The 25,346-nt window shown below is 59.4% G+C and carries 24 protein-coding genes and 2 pseudogenes; 11 read left to right on the forward strand and 15 right to left on the reverse strand.

Going from position 1 to position 25,346, the window contains the following annotated elements; genetic code table 11:
* Window positions 1-300: 300 nt before the first annotated feature.
* Window positions 301-411: pseudogene (locus tag NW855_RS00520) on the reverse strand (SulP family inorganic anion transporter); the annotation flags it as partial.
* Window positions 412-791: 380 nt separating this feature from the next.
* On the opposite strand from NW855_RS00520, the gene NW855_RS00525 reads away from it, so the two are divergent.
* From NW855_RS00525 to NW855_RS00540, 4 genes are all read left to right on the forward strand, one after another.
* Window positions 792-1,223 (forward strand): hypothetical protein, encoded by a 432-nt coding sequence (locus NW855_RS00525; RefSeq protein WP_011430898.1) that lies wholly within the window; start codon window positions 792-794, stop codon window positions 1,221-1,223.
* A gap of 54 nt (window positions 1,224-1,277) precedes the next feature.
* On the forward strand, window positions 1,278-2,138 hold the full coding sequence (locus NW855_RS00530) for a DUF2993 domain-containing protein (RefSeq protein ID WP_228375271.1): 861 nt from the start codon (window positions 1,278-1,280) through the stop codon (window positions 2,136-2,138).
* 244 nt (window positions 2,139-2,382) lie between these two features.
* The gene (locus tag NW855_RS00535) at window positions 2,383-3,009 is read left to right on the forward strand and encodes a GerMN domain-containing protein (protein WP_099813000.1); all 627 of its coding nucleotides are present in this window, start codon (window positions 2,383-2,385) and stop codon (window positions 3,007-3,009) included.
* A gap of 6 nt (window positions 3,010-3,015) precedes the next feature.
* The gene (locus tag NW855_RS00540; RefSeq protein WP_011430901.1) at window positions 3,016-3,783 is read left to right on the forward strand and encodes an MlaE family lipid ABC transporter permease subunit; all 768 of its coding nucleotides are present in this window, start codon (window positions 3,016-3,018) and stop codon (window positions 3,781-3,783) included.
* 42 nt (window positions 3,784-3,825) lie between these two features.
* On the opposite strand, the gene NW855_RS00545 is transcribed toward NW855_RS00540, so the two are convergent.
* The 7 genes and pseudogenes from NW855_RS00545 to NW855_RS00575 form a co-directional block, all read right to left on the reverse strand.
* Window positions 3,826-4,953, reverse strand: a complete 1,128-nt coding sequence (locus NW855_RS00545) for a peptidylprolyl isomerase (protein ID WP_414391071.1) — start codon at window positions 4,951-4,953, stop codon at window positions 3,826-3,828.
* A gap of 129 nt (window positions 4,954-5,082) precedes the next feature.
* Entirely contained in the window at window positions 5,083-6,543 is a 1,461-nt protein-coding gene (locus NW855_RS00550) for an Ig-like domain-containing protein (protein WP_414508267.1), read from the reverse strand.
* A gap of 207 nt (window positions 6,544-6,750) precedes the next feature.
* Window positions 6,751-7,410 (reverse strand): annotated as a pseudogene (locus tag NW855_RS00555) (DUF4347 domain-containing protein); the annotation flags it as partial.
* A 71-nt stretch (window positions 7,411-7,481) separates the two neighbouring features.
* Entirely contained in the window at window positions 7,482-7,883 is a 402-nt protein-coding gene (locus tag NW855_RS00560) for a hypothetical protein (protein ID WP_414402407.1), read from the reverse strand.
* Between the two features lie 10 nt (window positions 7,884-7,893).
* Window positions 7,894-8,121: a hypothetical protein gene (locus NW855_RS00565; protein WP_414508247.1), complete on the reverse strand. Its 228-nt coding sequence runs from the start codon at window positions 8,119-8,121 to the stop codon at window positions 7,894-7,896.
* Window positions 8,122-8,186: 65 nt separating this feature from the next.
* Complete coding sequence (locus NW855_RS00570) at window positions 8,187-8,372, reverse strand: hypothetical protein (protein WP_414402406.1); 186 nt, start codon at window positions 8,370-8,372, stop codon at window positions 8,187-8,189.
* A gap of 151 nt (window positions 8,373-8,523) precedes the next feature.
* Window positions 8,524-9,435, reverse strand: coding sequence for a vWA domain-containing protein (locus NW855_RS00575; RefSeq protein WP_414402405.1), 912 nt, complete (start codon window positions 9,433-9,435; stop codon window positions 8,524-8,526).
* Between the two features lie 603 nt (window positions 9,436-10,038).
* Here NW855_RS00575 and NW855_RS00580 point away from each other — a divergent pair.
* Entirely contained in the window at window positions 10,039-10,740 is a 702-nt protein-coding gene (locus NW855_RS00580; RefSeq protein ID WP_011430909.1) for a hypothetical protein, read from the forward strand.
* A gap of 67 nt (window positions 10,741-10,807) precedes the next feature.
* On the opposite strand, the gene tyrS is transcribed toward NW855_RS00580, so the two are convergent.
* Both tyrS and psbU read right to left on the reverse strand, forming a co-directional pair.
* Window positions 10,808-12,061 (reverse strand): tyrosine--tRNA ligase, encoded by a 1,254-nt coding sequence (tyrS, locus tag NW855_RS00585; protein ID WP_099812990.1) that lies wholly within the window; start codon window positions 12,059-12,061, stop codon window positions 10,808-10,810.
* A gap of 408 nt (window positions 12,062-12,469) precedes the next feature.
* A complete protein-coding gene (psbU, locus tag NW855_RS00590; RefSeq protein ID WP_041438474.1) occupies window positions 12,470-12,832 on the reverse strand; it encodes a photosystem II complex extrinsic protein PsbU in 363 nt (120 codons plus the stop codon).
* Window positions 12,833-13,046: 214 nt separating this feature from the next.
* On the opposite strand from psbU, the gene gcvP reads away from it, so the two are divergent.
* On the forward strand, window positions 13,047-15,977 hold the full coding sequence (gene gcvP, locus NW855_RS00595) for an aminomethyl-transferring glycine dehydrogenase (protein WP_011430912.1): 2,931 nt from the start codon (window positions 13,047-13,049) through the stop codon (window positions 15,975-15,977).
* Between the two features lie 8 nt (window positions 15,978-15,985).
* Here the strand turns inward: gcvP and NW855_RS00600 are convergent, their stop codons facing one another.
* The gene (locus NW855_RS00600; RefSeq protein WP_099834815.1) at window positions 15,986-16,768 is read right to left on the reverse strand and encodes a hypothetical protein; all 783 of its coding nucleotides are present in this window, start codon (window positions 16,766-16,768) and stop codon (window positions 15,986-15,988) included.
* A gap of 283 nt (window positions 16,769-17,051) precedes the next feature.
* Here NW855_RS00600 and NW855_RS00605 point away from each other — a divergent pair, with 283 nt between their 5' ends.
* Window positions 17,052-17,234, forward strand: a complete 183-nt coding sequence (locus NW855_RS00605) for a hypothetical protein (protein ID WP_168174230.1) — start codon at window positions 17,052-17,054, stop codon at window positions 17,232-17,234.
* Here NW855_RS00605 and NW855_RS00610 read toward each other — a convergent pair.
* The 3 genes from NW855_RS00610 to NW855_RS00620 form a co-directional block, all read right to left on the reverse strand.
* The gene (locus tag NW855_RS00610) at window positions 17,231-17,392 is read right to left on the reverse strand and encodes a DUF4089 domain-containing protein (RefSeq protein ID WP_099883740.1); all 162 of its coding nucleotides are present in this window, start codon (window positions 17,390-17,392) and stop codon (window positions 17,231-17,233) included. The two genes, NW855_RS00605 and NW855_RS00610, sit on opposite strands and share 4 nt — an antisense overlap.
* A gap of 100 nt (window positions 17,393-17,492) precedes the next feature.
* On the reverse strand, window positions 17,493-18,095 hold the full coding sequence (locus NW855_RS00615; protein ID WP_099883738.1) for a hemerythrin domain-containing protein: 603 nt from the start codon (window positions 18,093-18,095) through the stop codon (window positions 17,493-17,495).
* A gap of 146 nt (window positions 18,096-18,241) precedes the next feature.
* Window positions 18,242-19,114 (reverse strand): tRNA (5-methylaminomethyl-2-thiouridine)(34)-methyltransferase MnmD, encoded by an 873-nt coding sequence (locus NW855_RS00620; protein WP_414508248.1) that lies wholly within the window; start codon window positions 19,112-19,114, stop codon window positions 18,242-18,244.
* 137 nt (window positions 19,115-19,251) lie between these two features.
* Here NW855_RS00620 and accD point away from each other — a divergent pair, with 137 nt between their 5' ends.
* The 3 genes from accD (at window position 19,252) to NW855_RS00635 (ending at window position 21,631) form a co-directional block, all read left to right on the forward strand.
* Window positions 19,252-20,196: an acetyl-CoA carboxylase, carboxyltransferase subunit beta gene (accD, locus tag NW855_RS00625; RefSeq protein ID WP_011430918.1), complete on the forward strand. Its 945-nt coding sequence runs from the start codon at window positions 19,252-19,254 to the stop codon at window positions 20,194-20,196.
* A 279-nt stretch (window positions 20,197-20,475) separates the two neighbouring features.
* Window positions 20,476-20,850 carry an STAS domain-containing protein gene (locus tag NW855_RS00630; protein ID WP_011430919.1) on the forward strand — a complete coding sequence of 125 codons (375 nt, stop codon included), beginning with the start codon at window positions 20,476-20,478 and terminating at the stop codon, window positions 20,848-20,850.
* A gap of 82 nt (window positions 20,851-20,932) precedes the next feature.
* The gene (locus NW855_RS00635; protein ID WP_099812983.1) at window positions 20,933-21,631 is read left to right on the forward strand and encodes a class I SAM-dependent methyltransferase; all 699 of its coding nucleotides are present in this window, start codon (window positions 20,933-20,935) and stop codon (window positions 21,629-21,631) included.
* On the opposite strand, the gene NW855_RS00640 is transcribed toward NW855_RS00635, so the two are convergent.
* Window positions 21,628-23,820, reverse strand: coding sequence for an NAD-binding protein (locus NW855_RS00640; RefSeq protein ID WP_414508249.1), 2,193 nt, complete (start codon window positions 23,818-23,820; stop codon window positions 21,628-21,630). The two genes, NW855_RS00635 and NW855_RS00640, sit on opposite strands and share 4 nt — an antisense overlap.
* 401 nt (window positions 23,821-24,221) lie before the next feature.
* On the opposite strand from NW855_RS00640, the gene NW855_RS00645 reads away from it, so the two are divergent.
* Window positions 24,222-25,274: a Fe(3+) ABC transporter substrate-binding protein gene (locus tag NW855_RS00645; RefSeq protein ID WP_414402403.1), complete on the forward strand. Its 1,053-nt coding sequence runs from the start codon at window positions 24,222-24,224 to the stop codon at window positions 25,272-25,274.
* Window positions 25,275-25,346 lie beyond the last annotated feature (72 nt).

Consider the following 25,346-nt stretch of genomic DNA (forward strand, 5'->3'; position numbering starts at 1 on the left):
TTCTCTCCTTCCTCTTGAATACCTGTACCCTATTTTAAATTAAAAGGCTGTACCTAATTTATGGTGAAAAACCCGACGGGTGGAAACCCTCTGGAAAGCGTGTCAAGCGGGGCCTGTACCAAACGGCAAAGGGGTGGTTGGTCAACGCTGAGGCAAATGCTGCCGCCAACCTGCTTAAGAAAGTCAGCAGAACCTTGGGGCTTTGCGTGAAGGAACTGTCTAGAGGCGCTTTGACAACGCCGTTACGGGTTCTTTTGTGGACTGCGTAAGAATCCCCCGCCTTCAGGCGGTGGGAGTGTTAAATCCAGCTACAATTGCTGTGTAAAGCCCCGCTTTAGGATCAACGCCGCTGGCAATGGCAAAGGCAAGCGCTAGCGGCAAAGCCACCACTGCTGTGGTCAAGCCGCCCATAAGGTCGCCGCGCCAGCGCGCCAAAAGCTTTTTCCACCCTTGGCCTGCGTCATCCGTAGCCACAGTTGGCTGACTCACCACAGCTACTCGAACACTCCTCAGTTGCCGATAAGTCCTTTCAAAGGGTAACACAGTGTTTACAAATGTGTATACGGACTCAATGGCACCGGGGAAGGTGTAGCGTCGCTGAGTGCCTCAGCGGCAGTTGACGGATAAAGCCAGAGTGTGAGCAGCCGATCGTAGGCCCAACGATGGTTTAGAATATTTTTAGAATCTGGTCTGAGGTTGCGGGGATCCTAAAGACGCCCAGCTTGGCGGTTTTATTCCGTCGTTTCTTCTCCCCTTTCCCTTCAGCTCCCTCTGTAACTTAGGAGATTGCTATGGCCGTTCCTAGTGGTCTTTCCAGCCCGCTGCCGGAGCAAGAAACCTCTACGGGACAAGGAAACGGTCTGAACTTGGCTCCTCGGCCTGCCGACCCGATCCTGCCGGCTGCTCTAGGGTCAGGAGAGAGGTCCGGCCCGCCGGTGTTTCCTAGCCCTGTCAAGTTCAGCAAGATCGAGATCGACAACCGCCCGGTGGGAGCTTCCACCCTGAAGGTAGTGGATTACTTTGCCGATGGCCGTCCGGTTGCTGCTGCCACTCTGAAAGTTGTGGATACCTGGGGCGAGGGGCGCCCAACGGTGGCTTCCGGCGTCAAATTTGTCCATGACCCAACCCTCAACCGGCCGGTGATGGCGGACGGCCTGAAAATTGCCAAAACTTTCCTGGGAAATCGCCCTATTGAGGCTAGTCCCCTTAAGGTGTTGCGTTAGCCGGCATCCCTGACGAGGGCCAGGGATCCCCCTGCTAACCTGAGTGGGGGAGACGTGACAGCGGCAAATATGGAGATCCTGGCGGCTTTGGTGGGGTTGCTGGCGGGCTTGGGAGGAGGGGCAGGCTACCTGGCAGATCAGGCGGCTCGGCAGCTTTTGCTCGCTCAGCTCGATGGGGTAGAGGTTTTGGAGGTGCGCATCCAAAGCCGCCCTAACTATCGTTTTTTGAGCGGCCAGGCGGATCGGTTGTTGGTTGCCGGGCGGGGGCTGTACAGGGCTCCGTTTCCGCGCATAGAGCTGCTGGAGCTGGAAACAGATCCGGTGGCCATTGACCCCTCTTTTTTCCGCGGGGCTCCTCTGCGGCTGGAGCGTCCTCTGCAGGCGGCGGTGCGGGTGGTGGTGCGGGAAGAAGACTTGAATGCTGCCCTCAACTCGCCAGAGGTGCTGAGACAGTTTCAGGATATCCGAGCAGATCTGCCCTTTGGCGGGCTTAGGGACGAACCCCGCCGCTTCGATCTGCGCAAACCCCGGGTCGAGTTTTTGGCTCCTGACCGCCTTCGACTTTCTGCCCTCTTGGTGGAGCAGGAAGGCGGCAGCGAGCAAAAAGACTCCGTCCCGCTGACGCGAGCAGTTGATGTAGTGTTCAACGCCGGGATCCAGGTGGAGGAGGGGCGCCGCTTGCAGCTTCAGGATCCGGAGTTTGTCATCGGCTCTGTGCGGGTTCCCGATGAGATCTCGGCAGCGTTTTTGGGCGGCCTTAACGAGGTGTTTGATCTGCAAGAGCTAGAAGATCTGGGGCTCCTGGTGCGGGTGCTCAGCCTGGAGATAGGGTCTGATCAGGTGCAGGTGATCGGCTTTGTGCGGGTCGAGAGCTTGGAGACCCTGATGGGATCCCGGCGAGCCGCCCTTCCCTAGCAGGGATCCCCGCCCATTGGGGCTAAATCTTCTCGTCGATAGGGTCGTCTTCTGCCAGGAGCTTCTCGATGCGGGCCTCGTCCAGGCGGGAGAGCAGCCGCGCCGCCTCTTGGTTGTCGCGAATGGCTGTGGCCAGCGTGAAGCCAGTTCAAGCTGGCTTGCGCCTGTGCCGGTTTGGGGATCCCCGGCAGGGTGGGCCTTTCTTCGCTACCCTAGAGCTAAGCAAGACAGGGGAATGGCAGCGATGGATCACTACGGAGGGCGTACCGCACAGCTTGGCTCTGGCAAATTGGGGGGGCGACGTTCCCGCCCACGGCGCGACCAGGCCCTGCCCCTGGGGATCCTGGGCTTTTTGCTGGGGGTGGGGGTGATGGGGGGAGCCTGGTGGTACAGCATTGGGCCGCGGCAAACCCTTTCTTTGTACTGGCTGACCACGGCTAACAACTCGATCTACTACGTGCAGCAGGAGCGCTCCGTGCGCGCCTTCGACGCCCAAGAGGCCATCCGTGTGGCTTTGGAAGAGCTGATCGCCGGGCCCCGGGATCCCCACCTCACCACCGCCATCCCTCCCCAGACACGGCTGCTGGATGTGCGGGTGGAAGGCAACGATATTTTCCTCAATTTCTCTTCTGAATTCACGCAAGGGGGGGGATCCACGGCGATGATGAGCCGGATCGCGCAGGTGCTCTACACGGCCACCAGCCAGAACCCCGGCGCGCGGGTGTGGATCTCCGTCGAGGGGCGTGCCCTCGAGGTATTGGGGGGGGAAGGGCTGATGATCGACCAACCCTTGACGCGGGCCTCGTTTGTCCCCAGCTTCCAGCTTCCGGCAGAACCTGAGGCGGAGCCGTCAGCCGTATCGGCCTCTTGAGAGATCATGAACTGGTTCCAACGGGTGGGCAGCAGTTTTCTCCTGGCCGGGCAGGTGACCTTGCACCTGCTGCGGGGCCGCATTCACCGTCGCAACACGCTGGAGCAACTGGCAGCGGTGGGGCTGGAGTCGCTGCTGATTGTTTTGATCACAGCGGTGGTGATCAGCGGCGTTTTCACGATTCAGTTGGCGCGCGAGTTCATCAACTTTGGAGCTTCTTCCCTCATCGGCGGGGTTTTGGCCATTGCCCTGGCCCGCGAGCTGACGCCGGTGGTGACGGCGGTGATCCTGGCTGGACGGGTGGGATCCGCCTTTGCCGCCGAGCTGGGCACCATGAAAGTCACGGAGCAGATCGACGCCCTTTACCTGTTGCGCACCGATCCGGTGGACTATCTGGTGATCCCACGGGTAGTGGCCGCGGGGCTGATGCTGCCGGTGCTCACCATCCTCTCCCTGTTGACGGGGTTGGTGGGGGGGATGATCATCTGCGCGTCGGTTTACAACATTCCTTCCACGGTGTTTCTCACCTCGGCTCAGAATCTCCTGGCCCCTTGGGACTTGATCGTCTGTTGTTTGAAGGCGATGGTGTTTGGGTCTCTGATCGCCATTGTCGGCTCCAACTGGGGCCTTTCCACCAGCGGGGGCGCCAAGGGGGTGGGGCGCTCCACCACCGATGCTGTGGTGACGGCGTTGCTGGGGGTGTTTGTTACCAACTTTCTGATCTCTTGGCTGGCGTTTCAGGGCCCGGGAACTGCCCTCAGCCGCGCCTTCTAGCCACTCAAAAGGGCAAAGGTAGGAGATAGTGATGCAAAATCCCTACGCCCCATTCCTGAGATTTTCTTGGCCTGAGATCAGCCGGGCGCTCAGGATCTGATCCCCCAGCTTGATCTTGCGCAGCACCTCGGTGCCCTCGGTAACATAGCCGAACACGGCGTAGCGGCCATCCATGAGGTTGAGGCCGGCGGGAGTGAGATCCGGCTCGGCCATAAAGATAAAGAACTGAGAAGAGGCGCTGTTGGGATCCTCGGGATAGCGGGCCATGGCCACCGTCCCTTCGGCAGCAAAGGGCAGGGCCGGCTCCACATCCCACAGGCCCAGTTGATCGAAGGTTTGGCCGTAGCGGGGCATTACCTCACCCTTGACCCGGATCTCCATGGGGATGGTGCGGACTCTGCCGGTGGCCGGATCCACATAGCCGTCGGCAGGGCCAGGGGGATCTCCAGCTTGCACTAGGAAGAATTTCTCCACTCGGTCAAAGGTCAGGCCATCGTAGAAGCCCCGCTGCACTAGGTCAGCAAAGTTGCCAGCAGTTATTGGAGCACTATAGCCATCCAGGGTGATCACCATGCGCCCGGCGGTGGTGTTCAGCTCCACTTCTGCCCGGCCCAGGAGCTGCGGCTTGTCGGCGTACTCATCAGGTACCTCGTAGGGGAAGGCCCCCACCCAGTTGTTCTCCAGGGATCCCAAGTCGTCTATGAGGCGGTCGTAGGCGGCGCGGGCTTCCTCCTTGCCCTTGGATTTGCGCTCCGTGGCCTGGCTGATGAGCTGCAACTCCTGGCGTAGGGCGGCTATTGCTTCAGAGGCGGCGGCAGCCTGCTCGGGGGGCAACTCCGCCAGCAGGGGATCCGCATAGCGATCCAGGAGCCGCTCCACCTGGCGCACATCCCCCCGCACCGCCGACCAGCGGTTGTACTTCAGGTCGGCCTCGATTTTGGTGATGGCCTCGTCAATTTCCCAGATCCGACTGTCTTGGATGGGCAGCGCCCGCCGCAAGAGGGTTCGCGGATCCGTAATGGCATCCCCTTGCGGCAGCGCCAGGGCCGGGATCCCACCCAGCCAAATCGTCCAAAGCAACACAGCCGCTAAGACCAGCCGGAGTGATCTTCTTCCCCACTCCCACCGATTGCTGCCAACTGCGGATCCCTGCTGGGCACGCTGTGTCATGTCTTCACCCGTTGCCGACACTGCTTTTGCTCTCAGCCTGGCATTCTAGCGTTGCTGGCGGCAAGCGTTGCTGCGAAAGAGGGGGGTGAAGTCGCCTTCAGCAGTCAAGCTGCAAGGTCATGGCTACCTCTATCTGGGAACGACAGCCTCGAAGCGGATGGCCCCGGCACTGCCGGCTTGCCCCACATTGACCACCACCAGGCCGTTGGGGTTGGTGATGCCCCCACAGGCCGGCGGCACCGCTTGCCCCGGCGGGATAAAAGCTCCCGCATCCCCATCAACCGCATCGCTCAGAGCCACTGGAGAGCCACCTGCCGGCGTCACAGACAAGCTGCCCGGCACATAGCCAAGACCGGGGGCGAGGGGATCACACACCGTCAGCCTCGAGCCGGGCGAATCCAGCAGGAAGTAAATCGCAAACTGCAGCCGCGCTCCGGGACGTACCGGCTGGTTGATGGCGCCTTGCAGGAAGGTGGCTGCCCCGCCCGGCCAAGGGATCCCTGGGTTGTCGTTGGGATCCGTGGGCTCGTCGAAGAACTCGCGGATAGGAAGGCCGTTGACGGCGCTGATCCGCTTCACCAGTCGGATCCCTTCTTCTCGGGGTGCTGGTGTTGGGGTTGGCATTGGTGTCGGCGTTGGCGTCGGTGTTGGCGTTGGCGTTGGGGTTGGCGTTGGCGTCGGTGTCGGTGTCGGGGTTGATGCTGGAGTAACTGTGACGGTAATGGTGGCTTCGTTGGAAATTAGATTGTTTGCGTCTTTTACGGTGTACTTAATCGGGGTAGTGGTACCTATGAAGCTAGGCTCCGGCGTAAAAGTGACTTCCCCAGTAGCTAGGTTGACGACATATGTGCCTTCTCCGGAAACTGTCAGAGTAGTTTCCGGATCAGGAGTGGTCGGATCTAGGTCAATGGTACTCGGATCCAAGCTAGAGACATACCCTACATCATTAGACAGAATCGTGATGGTGACCGGTGTATTTTGGGAAGTGGTTGCAGTGTCGTCATTGGCAAGAGGGTTGTAAGCCACAATTCCCCCTCCTGCCGTCATGTCCCAGCCGCCGTTGGTTTGATTCGTATTCTTTGGGAAGGTGTTGAAGTTTTGAATTGAGCCGGTTACATCATTGCCAACCACCGAGTATCCGTAGAATGTTTGATTAGGCGATATACCTAGATCTTGGAAGCTTACAAAAACGCCCGATAGCTTTTGATTGAATACTTTGGACGTAATATTCGTATCTAGGGGCTCGCTTTCACACAGATCGTTATGCACATTTGTTCGAACAAGCGTCGTTCCCTGTGACCAAGTACCTGCTCCAACCGCAACAACTGATCCGTAAGTATAATTTACAGGGTTAGGGTCAAGACTAGTGATAGCGGCTATCTTAAAAGAGTCATTGCCGCCTCTATCCAAAAGGAGAAACCCGATTTTATTTAGATTGGCACTGGGAGCAGTTATGCCGCTTGGAGTAATAAAGTCAACTCTTTCTATGTTATTGATATTACGAGTGCCAGAGTCGAGGTTTGTAAAAATATTATCTGTCCCTGCCTTGATAACCGGATTTATAGGATCGATTAAGAGAGCCTGCTCCATAGCTGTAATTCCAAGACTGCCAGGAGTGTCAGGATGAACAACCCAGACAATGTTGCAAGTTCCTGATGCCTGTGGGTTGTTGACTCTTCTTAAAACAACTTGCTCGGTTACACCAATGAGAGAAAGCTTGTTAGTGCCTACTTGGATGTTTGTTAAAACAAAGTTAGCATCCAGGGTGGGCGTGGCGCCAACCTGTAAGGTATGGCGGTAACGATGCTCTACTGATCCTTCGACAAAAATTGTGGGAGTGGCAACAGAGCCGGTCGTAGCCTCTAGAATCCAATCTGCGTTGTATCCAGCATAACCTGTAAGGTTGGTAGAAGCGGCAATGTCAGCTCCTGTTAGATGGGCTAGCTCCTTGATGAAAAGACGACCCTCTGAACCGGATGCCACTTCGCAACCGTAGATCAAGATCTCTGCATCGTCGGTCAGGCTAGATTTCCACTGCGAGAGCAAGCTTGCATATTCTGATAGGTTTTCTAGGTTGAGAATGCTTTTGCCCAACTGTATTGAGCCGGATTAGCCATGAGATAGGATGTGTAAGGCTCTAACCCCTTTTCGACCTCGCAGCACCTCGGCGATCTGCTGGATCCCGTCTTTGTTAGGATCCAAAAGAATAACTTCTGTTCCAGGTCGGATCCCTGCTAGCAAGATCGATAGATCGGGCAAAGCTGGGTCGATAAAGACCAGCTCATCTTGAACAGTATGTTGCAGAGGTATATTGCCCGATGTGGCAGGATTGGCACTCTCCGCCCTCAAAAGAAGAACGAGCAAAGCTGTGGAAACGGATCCCAGAGTGCGGCTGAGAATTCGGAATAGCCCAGCAGATTGCTTAAAGTTGGGCGTAGAAAGTCTTGAGGCCAACATCTAACACTCCTCGCTTTTTCAAGAAATGTCCTCAGAAAAGAAAAAACAGAACTCGATTCCAAACGAGACAGCTACAAATTGTCCACTCTCACCGTGACTGGATTGCTAAATACTAAAGTTCCAGACGACAGACGAACTAAAGCCCTATTGGTGATGACGATGGGAAGGGCAGGAGCCTCGGGAGAAGGTGTTGCTGCTGGCGAAGGAGTTATGGGAACCAGAGGAGAAGCCGGTGGCCAAGTTGCCGGCGGCTCAGGGGGCAGTGGCGGCAGGGTCAGTATCGGGATCCGCAGCCGACAGGGTTGATCGGATTGGTTGCCTTCCGGGGCATAGCAAACTCGAATCAGATCCTCGACAAACCGCAGTTCATTAAAGCTCAGCCGATCCGCTTGCTGGATGATATCGGCAATAATTTCCTCTAGGTTGCGGGCTGTCCTGGAAAGAGGTACGCTGACAAACAAAATGTTCTCCAAATCCCTAAGCTCAGGGGGGGGCTAAGTTCGAAAAAGGCACTCGCTCCCGTTGCCGTAACAAGATGCGATAGAGAGCCTCGCTCCAAGGAGAAACATCGACGGCTGCGCTGAAAACAAATCCCCGCAGCGGTGTCGATTGGCCGACCTGCTGTCCCTGCCTGACGAGGTTCGATTGCACCGAAACCAATTTCCCCGGCGGCTGCGTAATTAAGCCGGAAAAGGGGATCGTAAACCGCAAGTTGCTATCCAGGGTGGCAGTGGCTAAGGGGGGAGACAGAATATCTCCGCGGGAGCTTAAGCCGACTAGCTGAACGGGGTTGCCCACTGAAAAGATCGGCCCGCCTGCACAAAGGGCAGCCGTGGATCCCGGGCCACAAAGCTGAGCAAAGGGATCAACGACCAACCCCAGGATGGCAGCCGCAGAGCCTGCAGCGGGATCCCTTGTCGGCAGCCCCGCCCCAGAAGGATTGCTGGGGCCGCTACTACCACAACCTTTCAGAAAAACAGTTAAGTAGCCTGTAAGCGCGGCAGCCAGGCCAAGGGCAGCCGGTCGCCAAAATCTTCTGGATATGCCCAGTCGTCGCAACATATGCTTATGCCTCGCTCTTGATTGCGAATGTTGTCGGCCTGCAGAATGGCCCTAGGGGGATCCCACGGCGAGAACGGCGTCGTTGAAGGGTGTTACCAAGCGGATCCCGTCTCGCTCAACCCTCAGCTCGCCGCTGAGAAGATAAAAACCAACCGGCAGAGGAAGATTGCCCTGTGCCCGCACCTGTAGGCGGTGCTCCCCAATCGCAGCAGGGAATAAATTGGCAAAGGGAGCTTCCAAAGCTTCGGCAAACCGCGCCAACACAAAAGTGCCTTCTGTGGCCGCCGCCAGCCGCTGGAGCTCCAAGAGGTTTAAGTCAACGCCCAGCCCGACCACATACACAGTTAGCTTCTGCCCCCGCTCTCGGGCCAGCGTTGTGAGCTCCCGAGTGGTCTGCTCAATGGAGCGGGTGCTCTCGTTATCGATGCCGTCGGTGAACACCACCAGGCGCCGGTTGAAGGGCTCATTGGGGCGAAAGTCGCTTAAGAAACGCGCGGCTTCCACCGTGGCATCATAAAGGGCAGTGTTCCCACCAGGATTTGCCCGCAGTACCCCCCGCCTCAGCAGTTGCTTGTCGCTGGTGAAGTCTTGCAGCAGTTGGGCCGTGCGCAAGGGCTGGCCGAGAGCGGTAGCGCCAAAACCAGCTCCTCGATTATCGAAGCGGAGCACCGCCCCCAGATCCAGGGGTGTGGCGCGAAATTGATCCAAAAGCCCAAAAACAGCCAAGAAGCGCCGGGACTGGGGATCCAAAACCAGCAGGCTGCCGGAGCCGTCCATGAGAATGGCCATCAGCAAAGGCTGACGGGCCAGCTCCGCTCGAGGATTCTCGATGCGAGTGGGGCTCAGGGTTACTGTGGCTGACTGCGGGATGCCCTGCAGATCGGTTACCCGGTTAACCTGTAGGCTGACCTGGGCAGGGGAAAGCTGGGTGACCGGCTGAGGCGGATCTTTGCAAAAGGGCAATGTTGAACTCCATCTCCCCCTGGGTGCCGCTGAAATTGCGCGTCAGAGCCCCATTGAAAGTCAGGCGAGTTGGGGATCCCAAAGAAGCAGGGTCGATCCCCGTGCTACTGGAAGAGCCACAGCCGGCTATAGAGATCCCTAGCAGGATCAGGGCAATCACCCAGCTAGTTTCTCGGTTTTCTGGTCTGTTAAGTCGCATTGTCAAGACCTGGCGGGAATTGACTGGAAGCACAGACAAGGTCGAGAGAAAAGGCAAAATCGCGATGTAACGCTACCATAGGGAGAGCCGAAAGAGTATCGTAGAAAGAAACACTTGCAAGTAAAAAAAGATACTAAAAACTTGTCGATCCTCAGGCGATGGCTTTCAGAGGTGACAGTTTTTTTAAAATAAGCGTCCTTGTTTAACTTTGGCTTTAGAAGCATGGCCCGTGGGGTTGGGGAGCTTCAAGAGGCTTGCCGGCCAGCCTAGAAAAAGCTTGGCAGTCCAGTTTTGCCCCCATCTCCTCTCCCGAAGGCGGGCAGACGCCGCCTGAGGTGCATGGGAACCCGTCCACAGGTGTAAGCTCTAATAGGGATCCCTCTGGGTGAGGAGGACGGTCAAACATGGCGGCCAAGCAACTGAAGTTCTACTGGAGCCCTCAGTACCAGATCTTTAGCTGTGACGGGGCCAAGCTGGAGGGGCACGGCTCCATCCAAACCAATCCCTCGCATGACCTGGTTCACTTGTTCATTGCCGCCAACGGCAAGATGCCTTGGCAGCCGGTAGAAAGCCGCGAGCAAACCTGCTTTGCCGAGTACAACGCTGTGCTGCTGGAGCACCTTTTGGTCAACTGCTTCAACGCGGCAGCGCTGGGATCCATGGCCCCAGAGCAGATCGTTCCGGAGGCGCGAAAGTTTTTGCAGTGGTTTGTTTCCGAGCATTATGCGCCTTTTCCGGTTTCCGAAGAAGAAGCCTTTCGGCGCTTTGCCGAACACTTGGATATCGAGCGCATGGTGCGGCTATTCCCCTACTTCTACAGCCTGCGCGCCTGGGAGTGCTTCAGCCCCACTTACCGCAACGAGGTTTACGATTTGGAATTCACTTCCGAAGACGATCCGGTCAAAGAAGCCCCGGAATGGGCGGCGGATCCCAATATTTTGGAGACCCAAGAGCTGGTGCGGCAAAAGCTCGCCGAAGCTGTGGCGGAGGCAAGATCGATCCGGCCCCGGCCAGAGCCCGTGTTAGCTTCGCCGCTGTTTAACCCCTCAGCCAAGACCAAGCAGAAGAAAGCCGGGCTCGGCTTTAAGCCCATCCCCACCTGTTGAATAGTTGTGGAACCATCGAGCTCCCCTCATAGAGGGGTTGGGGGTGAGGGGAGAAAACCAAAGCTGACTAGTTTGTGCCGACCACCAAGCGGCAGAAGGCCTTCTTGCCCACCTGCAAAACCCGCCCGTCCAGCTCAGAGGCTTGGGCAAACTCCAGGTCGGGATCCTCCACCTTTTGCCCGTCCAGCCGCACGGCGCCCCCTTGGATTTGCCGACGGGCCTCGGCAGCGCTCTTGCAGAGGCCGGATTCGCGCAGGATGTAGCTCAGTTTTACCGGGTAAGACAAGCACTGGATGGCAAAAGTGGGGATGGATCCCGTTTCAACGAGATTGCCTTGTAACACCAGCGCTTGGGCGGTGCGCTGCGCCTCTTCTGCGGCTTCAGAAGAGTGAAATTGGGCCACGAGGGTCTTGGCCAAGAGGATCTGGCGCTGGCGGGGATCCGCCGGCAGCTCCGAGGGGGGCACCGAGGTGAGCAGCTCAAAGTAGCGCTCCACCAGCTGATCCGGCACCTTCTCTAGCTTGGAGTACATGGTGAGGGGATCCTCGGTCAGGCCCACGTAGTTGTTTTTGGACTTGGACATTTTCTGGTAGCCATCTAAGCCCTCCAACAGGGGCACCGTCAGGCAAAATTGAGGGGTTTGGCCCTTCCACAGTTGCAGCTCCCGGCCAACCAGGAGGTTAAAGCGCTGGTCAGTCCCCCCTAGTTCCACGTCGGCTGCCAGGGCCACCGAATCATAGCCCTGCAGGAGGGGGTAGAGAAATTCGTGGAGATAAATTGGCGTCCCCGAGCGGTAGCGCTGGGCAAAGTCCTCTTTGGCCAACATCTGCCCCACCGTCATCTGAGCCTGCAGCTCGATTAGCTCGCTCAAGGTAAGGCGGGCCAGCCACTCGCTGTTGCGGCGCACCTCCAGCCGGCCAGGGGTGGCAAAGTCCAAAATCTTGGCAGCCTGCTCCAGATAGGTGCGGGCATTTTCCTCCACTTCTGCCGGCGTCAGACGGGGACGCGCCTCCGATTGGCCAGTGGGATCCCCGACCAGGGCTGTAAAATCCCCGATGAGGAGGATGGCCACATGGCCAGCATCCTGGAATTGGCGCAACTTGCGCAAGACCACTGCATGGCCCAGGTGCAGATCTGGCCGCGTGGGATCGATGCCCAGCTTCACCCGCAAGGGGCGATCGGTGGTGGCCAGGCGCTCCGCCAAGGCTGCCGCTCCCCCTGGGAAGACCTCGGCCACTCCCCGCTGCGTGATCTCGGCGATGCGGGGATCTCCCTGGGCTGACGAGACAGCAGTTGGAAATGTTCTCGAAGTTGGCTCCATCCACTTGGCTCGATGAGCACCATGGGCTATTTTAAGCCCATCAAAACCTTCGGGGTACTCTGGCGACGGGGGATAGAGACTGAGGAGGGCAGCTCCCCTTGGGTCTCACAACTAGCGGGGGAATTCCCAAGGCCATTGGGGAACTACTGGGCCCCCCTTTCATCCCCCCGTGTACGAGGGGACAGAGGGGGGTTCGGGAACGCTTGGGGAGATCTGGCGTAGTGACAAGTAGGTGAAGAAGTTAGTGGCCCGTCACTAATTACTAACCACTAGCCACTAGTTAGTAAGTGCTGTCGTGGAACCAAGAACAAGAATCCCCGCCCTTTAGGGATGGGGGGTATGTCGACGCAGGCTTCATAAAAGCTGCAGAGAAGCAGAAAGCTTTCTCCCCTGCAGACCCTGCCAGGATCAGCCGTAGTATCCCTGGTTGATCCGGTTTTCCAGTTGGTTGGCTCCCTCTTGGTACTCCCCAAACACGAAGTTCTCCGCGTTCGCCTTGATCAAGGCCTTCTGTTGCTCCGTCAATTCTGGGATCTGCAGCATGTCCTCCAGGCTGTTGTAGGGAGCATTTTTTACTAGGATGCGGGCCAGGGTGGGATAGAAGCCGGGCAACTGGCGGTAGTTGCGCAGGATGGTGTTGTTCACGTCGATGGGAGTGTCAAGATGTTTCACCGGCGGCAGCTCCGCCGCCACCGCCGGGATCCCCAAGGGGACCAAGCACAGACAGAGCAGCAACAGGATAGACACCAAGGCGGACAGGAGCCGACGCATAGCACCACCTCTCCAGACAGAGTTGAAAGCAGTCATGACAACGCTCAGGGGATAGGTCGCTAACATTCTCCGACCATTTAGTGTCTCATCCCCGCTCCCCCGAATCGAGACCCAGATTCAAATTTGGATCCCGACAGAAACAATTTTTAACAACTATGATCGGGGAATAGCCTTTTGGCGGCTGACCGACTTTCCATCGCTTTTGTTTTGCCCCATGTCCGACTCCACCATCCTCCATCCCCTCAGCCCCTCTGGACGGGAGACGCCTCAACCCCTCTCTGCCGTCGATGCCGAGCTGGAGCTGCTAGAGCAGCGAGAACTCTTCCTCTGGCGGCACATCGGGCCGGACGCCCAGCAAATCCGTCAGATGTTGCACGCCTTAGGGCTGAGCTCTCTACGGGAATTAGTGGATAAGGCGGTACCGGCGGCCATCCGCAGCAGCCGACCCCTGGGCCTGGGATCCCCCTGCAGCGAGCAACAAGTATTGGCGGAGCTGAGGGCGATGGCGGCCCAGAACCAGGTGTGGCGCTCCTTTTTGGGTATGGGCTATTCCAACTGCCTGACGCCGCCGGTGATTCAGCGCAACATTCTGGAGAACCCCGGCTGGTACACCCAGTACACCCCCTACCAGGCGGAGATCGCCCAGGGGCGGCTAGAGGCCCTGCTCAATTTCCAGACGATGGTGATCGATCTAACAGGCATGGAGATCGCCAATGCCTCCCTGCTGGACGAAGCCACTGCCGCCGCCGAAGCGATGAGCCTGGCCTACACCTTAGCGGGCAAGCAATCCCCAGTTTTTTGGGTGGATCGCGGCTGCCATCCCCAGACCATTGCCGTCGTGCAGACGCGGGCAGAGCCCTTGGGGATCCAGGTGCGTGTGGCCGATCCTTCGCAGTTGGAGCTGGAGAACGGCTTTGGATTGCTCTTGCAGTATCCCAACACCTATGGAGAGATCCGGGATTACCGCGAGCTGGTGGAGCGGGCCCACCAAAGGGGGATGGTGGTGGCCGTAGCTGCCGACTTGCTCAGCCTGACTCTCCTGCAGCCGCCGGGAGAATGGGGGGCGGACATCGTGGTGGGATCCACCCAGCGCTTTGGGGTGCCCCTGGGCTACGGCGGCCCCCATGCCGCCTACTTTGCCACTCGCGAGGCCCACAAACGGCTGCTGCCGGGGCGCCTGGTGGGGATCTCTCAGGATGCTCAGGGCAGGCCGGCCCTGCGCCTGGCTCTGCAAACCCGGGAGCAGCACATCCGCCGCGACAAGGCCACCAGCAACATCTGCACCGCCCAGGTGCTCTTGGCCGTGGTGGCCTCCATGTATGCCGTCTATCACGGCCCCCGAGGCCTGCGGCAAATCGCCGAACGCATCCACCGCCAGGCCCATCACCTAGCGGCCGCGATTCGCCAGCTGGGCTACAGGGTGGGGCCAGAGTATTTCTTCGACACGTTTTGGGTAAGGGCAGAGTCCCCCGCCCAGGTTGGGCAGATCCAAGAGCGGGCCGCCCAGCGGCGCATCAACCTGCGCCGGATCGACGAGATGACCCTGGGGATTAGCTTGGACGAGGCCACCACCGCTCAGGATCTGCGCGATCTCTGGCAGATCTTTGCCGGCTCTGAAGAGCCAGCCTGGGATGTCGAGGGCCTGGGTTTGGATGCCAACCAAAGCCTGCCCCCCCAGCTCTTGCGCACCACTCCCTACCTCACCCATCCGGTGTTCAACCGCCACCACTCGGAAACGGAGCTGCTGCGCTACATCCACCGCCTGCAGAGCCGGGATCTCTCCCTTGTCCACTCCATGATCCCCTTGGGCTCCTGCACCATGAAGCTGAACGCCACAGCCGAGATGCTGCCGATGACCTGGCCGGAGTTTGCCCAGCTCCATCCTTTTGTGCCCCTGGAACAAGCTCGCGGCTATCAAACCCTCTTTGCCCAGTTGGAGCAGATGCTGGCGGAGATCACGGGCTTTGCCGGCGTCTCCCTGCAGCCCAACGCCGGATCTCAGGGGGAATACGCCGGCTTGCTGGCCATTCGCCGCTACCACCAGGCGCGAGGGGAAAGCCAGCGGCAGGTGTGCCTGATCCCCACCTCTGCCCATGGCACCAACCCCGCCAGCGCTGTCATGGCGGGGATGCAGGTGGTGAGCGTGGCCTGCGACAGGGCCGGCAACATCGACCTCGAAGACCTGCGGGCCAAGGTGGAGCAGCACCGGGAACGCCTGGCTGCCCTGATGATTACCTACCCCTCCACCCATGGGGTGTTTGAGGAAGGGATCCGCCAGATTTGCCAGATGATCCACGAGGCCGGGGGGCAGGTGTACATGGATGGGGCCAACCTCAACGCCCAGGTGGGCCTCTGCCGCCCTGCGGAGCTGGGGGCCGATGTCTGCCACCTCAACCTGCACAAGACCTTCTGCATCCCCCACGGCGGCGGCGGGCCGGGGGTGGGGCCCATTGCCGTTGCCCGTCATCTGCTGCCGCATTTGCCCGGCCACCCCTTTTTGCCCGGCTGCAACGGCCCGGTCAGCGCCGCCCCCTGGGGCAGTGCCAGCATCCTGCCCATTGCCTGGGCCTACATCCGCCTCATGGGATCCGCCGGCCTTACCCTAGCTACCCAAGTGGCCCTCCTCAATGCCAATTACATCGCCAAGCGGCTGGATCCCTACTACCCGGTGCTCTACAAAGGGCCGGGGGGATGGGTGGCCCACGAGTGCATCCTGGACCTGCGCCCCCTCAAGAAAAGCGCCGGCATTGAGGTGGAGGATGTAGCCAAGCGGCTAATGGACTACGGCTTCCACGCCCCCACCATCTCCTGGCCGGTGCCGGGGACAATGATGGTGGAGCCCACCGAGAGCGAATCCCTAGAAGAGCTGGATCGCTTCTGTGAGGCAATGATCGCCATTCGCCAGGAGATTGCTGCCATCGAGCGGGGCGAGATGGATCCCGTGCGCAATCCCCTTAAACTTGCCCCCCACACCGCCGAGGTAGTGGCTGCCGACCACTGGGATCGCCCCTACCCTCGCTCCCTAGCCGCCTATCCCCTCCCGTGGGTCAAGGAGCGCAAGTTCTGGCCCAGCGTCAGCCGCATTGACAACGCCTACGGGGATCGTCACCTGGTGTGCAGTTGTCAGCCCTGGCTGGAAGGCTAACCCTCAGATCAAGCCGCTTGTGGTTTCACTTGGACCAGCTCTGAGCAAGAGGAGAGGAGTTGCTCGGCCTCTTGCATAAGGCGCTCAGTCTCTGGCAGCGAGGCCAGCACCAGGGGCAGCACCTCCTCATCGGCCTTGACGGCATTCTCGGTTTCTTGCAGGAGATTGATCGAGTCCTCGGTAAGCAGGTCAGCCACCTGCGACAGTTGCGCCTTCAGCGAGGCGTTCTCTCGCTCCAATTGCGCCAGCCGCGCTTGCAGGCTATCCACTTGCCGATCTCGCTCTCCCAGGGCTGCTTCCAGCTCACGGTTGCGGGCCTCCAACGCTTGGCGGGCTGCCTCTGCTTGGTTCAGCCGTTCTGTCAAGCTGGCCAATTCCTCCTCCAAACTGGTGAGGCGACTCAACTGTTGCAAAAGTTGGGCATTCTCTGCTTCCAGTTTTTCAATCAACGCCTGAGCGCTCAACAGATCTGCTTTGGTGGACTCCAGCTCGTGACAGACTTGGTCATAGTTGGCAATCAGCTCGCCCAGCCGAGCTTCTCTCTCCCGAAGTTCTTCTCGCAGGGAACGGACCAAGCGATCCCTTTGTTCGACGCCCTGTTGTAACTGTTCGACGTCCTGCCGCAGGATAGGCAGTTCATCCAAAGCTTTCCGGGCCGTGACCAGAAGCCTCCTGAAGCTCTTCTGCAGGCGGCTGTGGGAGTGATCTAATTTGGCGAAGGCTTCGTTGAGCGAGAGATAAGCCTCGCACAGTTTCGTGTAGCGCTGGGCCAGAAAAGTAGGGTGATCCATAATGCAGAGTCCAGGTGGGGGTGCCATGTCCATTTTATGCCGCTCATTCTATCGACCCAAGCCGGAAAAGAGGTTATTCGCTACAACAACCGTGGGATTAATTTTACTTTAAGATTTTCCTCTCTCTGGGCAAACAGCTCACGTCCTGCCCCGACAAGATTCAAACTCTCTGGCAAAAACAAAGGGGCAAAAGCGGCCCTCAAGAGTGGCACATTTTTACCCCTATCGAGGGGATTATAAATTTAGCGTCTGGAGCAAAGGATTCAAAATTAAAACACTAGATATGGTTCAAACGCGCCTAGAGGGAGCATCTCCTGGCTCAGGCAGGCCGCGCATCCGGGATCCCCAGCGCTTCCAGATGGGCGGCGGCCCGCAACAGGTTGGCCTCTTGGTAGGGGGCAGCCACCAGTTGTACGCCAAAGGGCAGGGATGTTGGCAGGCCGACAAAGGAGAGGGGCTGGGTTAGAGGCTCATCTTCTCAACCGTCGGCAGCAACGGAAACTCCAGCAGCTGTTGAGCAAGGGGCAAGAAGCGGGCGAAGTTTTCGATCACCTCCGCTCGATGGTCGGGATGCAGGAGTTGGGCCCTCTGATCGATGTAGGTTTCGGGATCCCAAGGTTGCATCGATGCAAGGGGTCGGCTGGGGAAAAAGTACCACAAGCCAGCTTGCCAAAACCAGCAGAAAGTTACCCAAGGCAAAATCCAAAGACAAGACCGTCCTTGGCTAAGGGGTGGCCATCGACGCCGTGCTACCTTGCGGAGGCCAAAGGCGTTCGTGGGGAAAGACAGGGCGAGTCACTGCCTGCCGCTCCCATTCCTCCAAGCTGGGGCGACGACCGGCAGCAGAACTGGAGGCGCTGGCCTGCAGGCGCTTGCGGAACAGGCGCAACTGCTGCTGCTCTGCAGCGGGGGAAACATGCTGGGCAAAGAGGGGATGCAAGAGCTTCTCTTCCTGCTCGAACTGGGCCCGCAACTGCCGATAGAAGTGAAGAGCAGAAGTGGGATCCAACTGCTGCGGGTCGCGCTCCGCCTGGTGCAAAAAGCGCGTCAGCTCCGGGATCTGATCCCGCAACTGCTGCTCCAGCCGGTCAATTTGGGCGCTGCGGTGGGGATCCGCCGCCAGAGCCGTCCTGAGCAGCGGGTAAAGGACATGGCGCTCCAGTTGAATGTGGCGGGAGAGGCGCTGCCGCAACCTTTGCACACAGAGACGCCGCTGCTCCAGATCTAACTCCGGAGCTCGAGAGAGGCGAGCCAAGAACTGCAGGGTAACACGGTGCTGTTCAGCACAAAGGACAACCAGTGTACCGGCAGAGGCCGAAGGAGACATAGCAGCTCACCGGAGAGAGGGCTTCACTTTAGCTTAACTTTGTCAAGACACGGCAGCTTGCGTAAGGGTACGGGACTGGTGCAGGTGTCTTGGATACACTCAGACAGCAATTCCGGCAAAAGCTGCCCAGATCTGCACTCCGGTCGCTAGGCTTGCACAGGCCAGCGGCGTTTCCAGGCGGAAGTGGGCTCAAGGGGTGAAGTTTGCTGTTCTCGCTGGCGTTGCAGCCGAATCTGGGCTCTATCCCCTTGCAAGGTAGGATCCCGGTAGGGCACCGCGGCGCGGGTTCGCAGGTGCTCCCACTCCATGGGCGAGAGGAGCGGCAGGTGATGCGGTTGGGGCGAGGCCACCGTGCCCGGCCAGGGGCGGCCCACCGGCGGCGTCGAGCCAATGAATAGCCCCGCCTCCAGCAAGGCCGCCCGCACCGCCGCCGCACAGGAATAGGTGGCCAGGATCCCGCTGGGGCGCATTCGCTCGGCCACTGCCCGCAAGAAGTCCACCGTCCACAGCTCCGGGCAAACCGAAGGGGAGAAGGGATCCAAAAACACCGCATCCGCCCATCCCGGCGGCACCTGGAGCAGGGTTTGCCGGGCATCTCCCCACAGCAGGGTTCCCCGCCAGCGCGGCGATTGCCAGGATCCCTGCTCGATCAAGTGTTGCCACTCCTGGCCAAAGCTCCAGGTGGATCCCACCCCCACCTGCCAGGCCTGGCGGGGCACCTCTGGGGATCGCTCCAGGCCAATGACTTCCACAGGGCAATCGGGCCGCACCTGCCAAATCGTCTCCAAGGCCAGGCCGGAGTTGTAGCCGAGGCCAAAGCAAATATCCAAGAGGCGAATGGGATCGTCCGGATCCCGCTCCAACGGCAGGCGATCCAGCCGGCAAGGGCGGACAAACTTCTCCAGCGCTTCCTGGGCAGCGCCGCTGGTGTTATGGAAAGCCTGCCCGAACTCTTGGGAGAAAAAGGTCAGGGATCCATCCCCTGTGGTCAACACCTGCCACTGGGTTTCTGCGGTCATGGGCTATTGCAAGTCTCTATTTCCAGCTTGGCGATTCTTTGATAGCTTGAGAACGTTAAGATGAGTTTCGCAGCTCACCGGCAGGGCTTACAGATTCAGCTCTGGCCATCCCTAGCTAGGGGGGTACCTCAGCGGCTATGTCTTTACTGGATTGGTTTGCCGAGCGGCGCAAGCAGACTTCCCTTAACTTGACCGGCAGCAGCCCCTTCGACAAAGAGCGGCAAGTGCGGGAGATCGCCGACGGCCTGTGGCAGAAGTGTCCGGCTTGCGACGCCCTCACCTACACCAAGGATCTGCAGCAGAACTGGCAGGTTTGCCCGAGCTGCGGCTATCACCATCGCATCACGGCCCCGCAGCGGCTGCAGCAGCTTTTGGATCCCGGCTCCTGGCAGCCCCTTGACGAGCACCTGGCCCCCACCGATCCGCTGCACTTTTTCGACCAAAAGCCCTACGCCGAGCGACTGGCCTCTTATCAGGAGCGCACCCAACTTAAAGATGCCGTCTTGACCGGGCTGGGCAGCTTGGAAGGGATCCCAGTGGCGATGGGCGTGATGGACTTCCGCTTTATGGGCGGCAGCATGGGCTCGGTGGTGGGCGAGAAGATCACCCGTCTTACCGAACGAGCTACCCGCGATCACCTGCCCCTAGTCATCTTCTCCGCCTCGGGGGGAGCCCGCATGCAGGAAGGGATCCTCAGCTTGATGCAAATGGCCAAAACGGCAGCCGCTCTGCAAAGGCACCGCGAGGCCGGGCAATTGTTCATCTCTGTGCTCACCCATCCCACCTATGGGGGGGTGACTGCCAGCTTTGCCATGTTGGGGGATTTGATCCTGGCCGAACCCGGCGCCCAGGTGGGGTTTGCCGGGCCCAATGTTATTGAGCAAACCATCGGCAAGGGCAAGCTGCCGGAGGGCTTCCAGACGGCCGAATATCTGCTGGCCCACGGGCTCATCGACGCAATTGTGCCGCGAACCGAGCTGCGCAGGCGCCTGGCCCAGTTGCTGGCCATGCACCGTCCTCGCCTGCGTATGTCCCTTCCCGCCCTCGAGCCGACTTATGCGCTCGATCCGGCCAGGATCTGAGATGGGGAGCCAAGGTTGGATCCCTCTGCCTGCAGGCGGAGCGGCTAGCTCCCCTCTCCCAAAGGGAGAGGGGTAGGGGGTGAGGGATTGCTCCCCGTCTGAAGAGGAAGTGAGGGTAGCTGCCTCAACGCTGGGCCCCGCAGACAATCTCAACCAGTTGGAAATTGCCATGGCAAAGAGGGATACCCTCTCTTTCTGCATAAGAGGGATTTCCTGCCGAGGGGGTAATAGCAGCAACCGATGGTGCTAAGGTGGGGCATGAGGTCTTGACTGGAAACGATGGATTTTAAGCTGCGCATCCGTACTGCCGAAACCCCCCAGGGGCAAAAGCTGGCAATCGTGCCCTTAGAGGGTCGCTTTGACGCCAAAGCCGCTTCTGAAGTCCGGCAGTTGCTGCAGCAGGTTTTGGATTTTGGCTACCACAACCTGTTGATCGACATGTCGGCGGTTACCTTTATGGATAGCTCCGGCCTGGGAGTGCTGATCTCGGCCTTGCGCAAGTGCCGGGCTGCCGGCGGCAACCTCAGCCTCTGTTGCGTTCCCGAAAGTGTCTCCCTTGTCCTCAGCCTCACCTCCATGGAAAAGGTCTTGACCTGTTTTGACGACCTAGAGACGGGCATCGCCAACTTCTCCACCGCTTCTTCCGCTCGCTAGGCCGACATTCCTTTTTGATTTGCTTCGATGCCCTTCCTGCGCTGCTGACCTGGTTCCCAGGATTCGTTGAGAATGCTCAGCCATGCCCCAAACCGGCCTCGATACCTTTCAGCTTCTTTACCAGCACCACCGTGGCCCCAGCTTTTGCGAGCGCATGCTGGCCACGGCTCCTGGGCGCTTCAACGAGGCCTTTTGGCGGTTTTGGCAGCAGCACGTTGAGCCTTGCTTGCCTGCTGCGCCCTGCCTGCTGGATCTGGGAACGGGGCCGGGGTATGTCCTCCGGCAGTGGGCCCAGCGCTACCCCGGCGGACAGTTGATCGGCGTAGATCTGATGCCCTACATGTTGGAGCGGGCTAAAGCCGACCTCAAAGACATCCCCGGCATCCAACTGCTGCAAGCGGACCTCCACGATCCCCATTTGCCCCTGCCCGATAGCAGCGTTGACGCGGCCCAGGCGGTGGTGGTGATCCACGAGATGGTGCAGCCGGTGCGCCTGTTGCAAGCGGTGCGGCGTCTACTCAAGCCAGGGGGACGATTTTTGCTAGTGGACTGGGTGCGCGCCCCCCTCAGCCTCTACTTCGATGCCGCCACCGAGGCCCAACTGTTTCAGCCGGACACCCCCCTAGATACCTTGGTGGATCAATTTACCCACTTCTACGAGCACAACCGCTTCAGCGCCGAGGACTTGGCCTGGCTGTTGGAGAAGGTTGGTTTAAGAGTCGTGGCCCAGGAGCTCTACGGGCAAAATCGCTTTGTGCGTCTTGTGGCCGAAAAGCCCTAGAGGACTTCAAGGATCCGCCGCTCGCCGGACTGCACCTGGGCAAACACCTGCACCTCGGTGCTCATTTTGCGCAGTTGGCGGGCCAACTTAATCGCCTTGTCGCGGGGGAGAGGGGGGCTCACCACCGCCGGCAGACAGCGCAACAGCGGCTTCAGGGCCGTCTTGGGCAGCCGCGCATAAAACGCCAAGGTGGAGAGGATCTCGTCTTCAAAGTAGGGGTTGCGACATTCCAAAAGGCGCACTTGATACAGCTCCGGCGGCAGAGGGCGTCCCTGGGCCAGGCGAATCAGGGATCCCACCGTCCCCATCACATACAGGCGATCCCCCCGCTTCAACACCGTCTCGCCCTCTTTCTGCCAGATCTTGGGGAAAACACAGGGCCGGCCCGGTCGGGAGTGATGCAGCAAAATTGCCAGGTCGTAATCCTGGGCCAGTTGCCGCAGGGACAGCCCCAGGTAAGGGCTGGAAGGCGAGACCTCCAGCAGCGTCACCAGCAGCGTTTCCCCCTCCCAAGTTAAGGTGCCGTAAACGGATCCCACCAGCGCTGCCGTGGCAAAAGCGCGCGCCCCCAGGGCGGTGGTGCTGTAGCTGGTTCCCAGCGTCTGCAGATGCCGCTGCATCCGCGCCGCCACCTGGGGATCGGTAACCCGCAAGATGGTGCGGATCCCCGGTTGCAGGCTGTGGGCGGTCAGGGCGGTCTCGAGGTTGGTGAGATCGTCAGGCGTCGTGCAGATCAGGCAGCGGCTGCTTTGGATGCGAGCCTGTTGCAGCGTGCTGGCCAGAGCGTAGTTGCCCCGAATCACCACCGCCCCCTCCCGTTCCGCCGCTTCCACCAGAGGGTTGTCGCTGTCGGGCTCCACCACCACCACCTCATAGCCCATCTGCCGCAACAACTGCAGCACCAAGTAGCTTAGCCGCCCCAAACCGGCAATCACCACATGATCCGCTTTGGGCATACGGGCGGCTCGGCCCAAGCCAAAGCGGCTGCTCACCAACTTGTCGGTCACCAACCCGTAGATCAACCCCACCAGGGCAGCTCCCACCAAGGTCATGACCACCGCCACCACCTTCACCCCCAGCGGCGTCTCCGCCTGCTGAAAAGCCTCGATGTCGCCATACCCCCCTGTCAACACCACGATGGTCAGCAGCAGCCCGTCAACCACAGATTTGCCGATAATTCTGAAATTAATGACCCCCAGCACCAACATCGCCCCCAAGGTGAAGGTGAGGGTATGCACGATGGGCTTGACCTGCAGCAGTCCCTGCAGGCTTCTGCGCAGCCAAGATAGGAGGCCCCGCCCGAACGACTTGCCTCGCCGTTGTTGTCGCCTGTCTTGCGCCTGTCCGCTGGCCCAGCGTTGGGCCCGCGAAGAGCCGCGCCGCCCGTTGCGCTCCAACAGTTGCAGATAGGATCTGGGGTCGCAGATCACCAAAATGCGATCCCCCTCCAGCAGCTCTGCCTCGTGGTCGAAATCGTCGAAAACCCGAAACTCGGAAAAGTCGGACAGCCCGTCCACCGGGTAGTGGAACAGCACCCGCGCCCCAAAGGTTTCCTCCAGTTCCGCGAGGGGCATGTGCAGCAGACGGGAGTTGTAGCCGATGGTCAGCTCCACCACGTTCCAGAGGGTGGTCTCTTGGGGGGCGCCCAAATAAAGCGGATCGGCCAGCTCCGGCGGCATCGTGGCCGGCTGAGCCTCCAACTGGGGCAGCTCGAAGTAGCCGACAAATTCGTCCGAGACAGCCTTGAGGGCAAAGGCCGGAGCCGCTAAGCCGGCAACCGATAGGGAAAAATGCTGCGGCAAAATCGAGTCCAGGTAGCGGGCAAGGCCGGTGTTAAACAGACGAGAGACAATGCGCGCCTGCGGGTTGAGATCTCGAATCAAGAGGGCCAGCTCGAAGTTGGCCTGGTCGTTGTCCTCCAGCAGCAGCGCCACCTTGATCCGCTCGATCCCAGCCCGGCGCAGCACCTCCGGCTGATGGGGATCCCCCTCTACGTATTGCCACGGTTCCTTTAACAAAGAAGGCCGCGGGCCAGGAGCCACCACCACCGCGCGCTGTCCAAAGTCTTCCAGAATCTGCAGCGTCAACGCTGCCAAGTCGTTGTAGCCACAGACTAGGAGGAAAGCACCTGGATCCCGGCCATTGTCTTGCAGTTGCTCATCCGGCCCTTGAGAAGGGGAGCCCACCATACTCCACCATCCACCCTGCTCCCTTTATACCCAAGGCAGCTCTAAAACCCCGACCTACCCAAAATATTCCAGTAAGGGATCCCCTTGCCCGGCCAGCCGCATGAGGAGCGACCTTGGCTCTTGTTTCCAGCGAGAGTTGGCGGATCTGAGGCCAAACGGTTCAAAGATGAGAACAACTCCCAACAGCTTGACTCGGTACTTAGGATCCTCTATCATTGCCCCAGAGCAAAATTCTTGAATAAAAATCTCAATAAGCTTGGCCTAGACAAAGATCAAAAGGCCGGCATTTGGGAAAACTCCCCTGCTTTCAGGGGAGGGACTTTCAAGTGCTTTCTCGGGTAAAGGCATTGCTGACTGGGTCAATGCAGCAGCCTTTCTTGAAATGTTTTTGAGTTTAGGAGTTGGGTATGCGCTTATCGCGACGGCAATTTGTCAGCTGGGCCGCTCTGGGCTCTGTAGCCTTGGCGGCAGGCTCGTTGGGGCGTCCGGCCCGCGGCGCCAACCGGGAGGTGAACCTCTACACCTCTCGGCACTACGGCACAGACGAAAAATTGTACGACCTCTTCAAGCAGAGAACGGGCATTACGGTGAACTGGGTGCAGGGCAAAGCCGACGAGATCGTCCAGCGCATCCGCAGCGAGGGATCCAACAGCCCCGCTGATATCTTCATGACAGTGGATGCCGCCCGACTGTGGCGTGCCCAGAACGAAGGCTTCTTTCAGCCCATTCAGTCGGAGACGCTCTCCAAAAATATTCCCGAGTCTCTGCGGGATCCGGAGGGCTACTGGTTTGGCCTCACCAAGCGGGCCAGGGTGATCATGTACAACAAGGACAAGGTGGATCCCAAGGAGCTCTCCACCTACGAAGATCTGGCCAACCCCAAGTGGCGGGGCAAGGTGCTCACCCGCTCCTCCAGCAATGTGTACAGCCAATCTCTGACGGCCTCGATCATCTTGGCGCATGGGATCCCGGAAACCGAAAAGTGGGCCCGCGGCCTAGTGGCCAACTTTGCCCGCCCGCCGGAAGGGGGAGACATCGATCAGATCAAAGCCGTAGCTGCTGGCGTGGGGGATGTAGCCTTAGCCAACACCTACTACCTGGCGCGCTTGATCAAATCCGACAATCCTGAAGATCGGGCCGTAGCGGAAAAGGTGGGCGTCTTCTTCCCCAACCAAGAAGATCGCGGCACGCACGTCAACATCAGCGGCGCCGGAATTTTGAAAACTGCTCCCAACAAAGAGGCGGCCATCCAGTTTCTGGAGTTCCTCTCCGGCCCAGAAGCGCAGGCTATCTTTGCCCAAAGCAACAACGAGTACCCGGTGCTGCCGGGGGCTGAGATCGACTCGGTGGTGGCCAGCTTTGGCACCTTCAAGGGAGACACGATCAACGCCGCCAGCATCGGTCGCGTGACCCCCGATGCCCTGATGGTTATGGATCGGGCCGGTTGGAAGTAGATCATGCCTCCAGGACAGGCCCTGAGCGCAGCCTCCCGTTGGTAGAGCCGCAAACGTTAAGCAGCTTGACAG

It is taken from the genome of Synechococcus sp. RC10B2, from assembly GCF_047502635.1.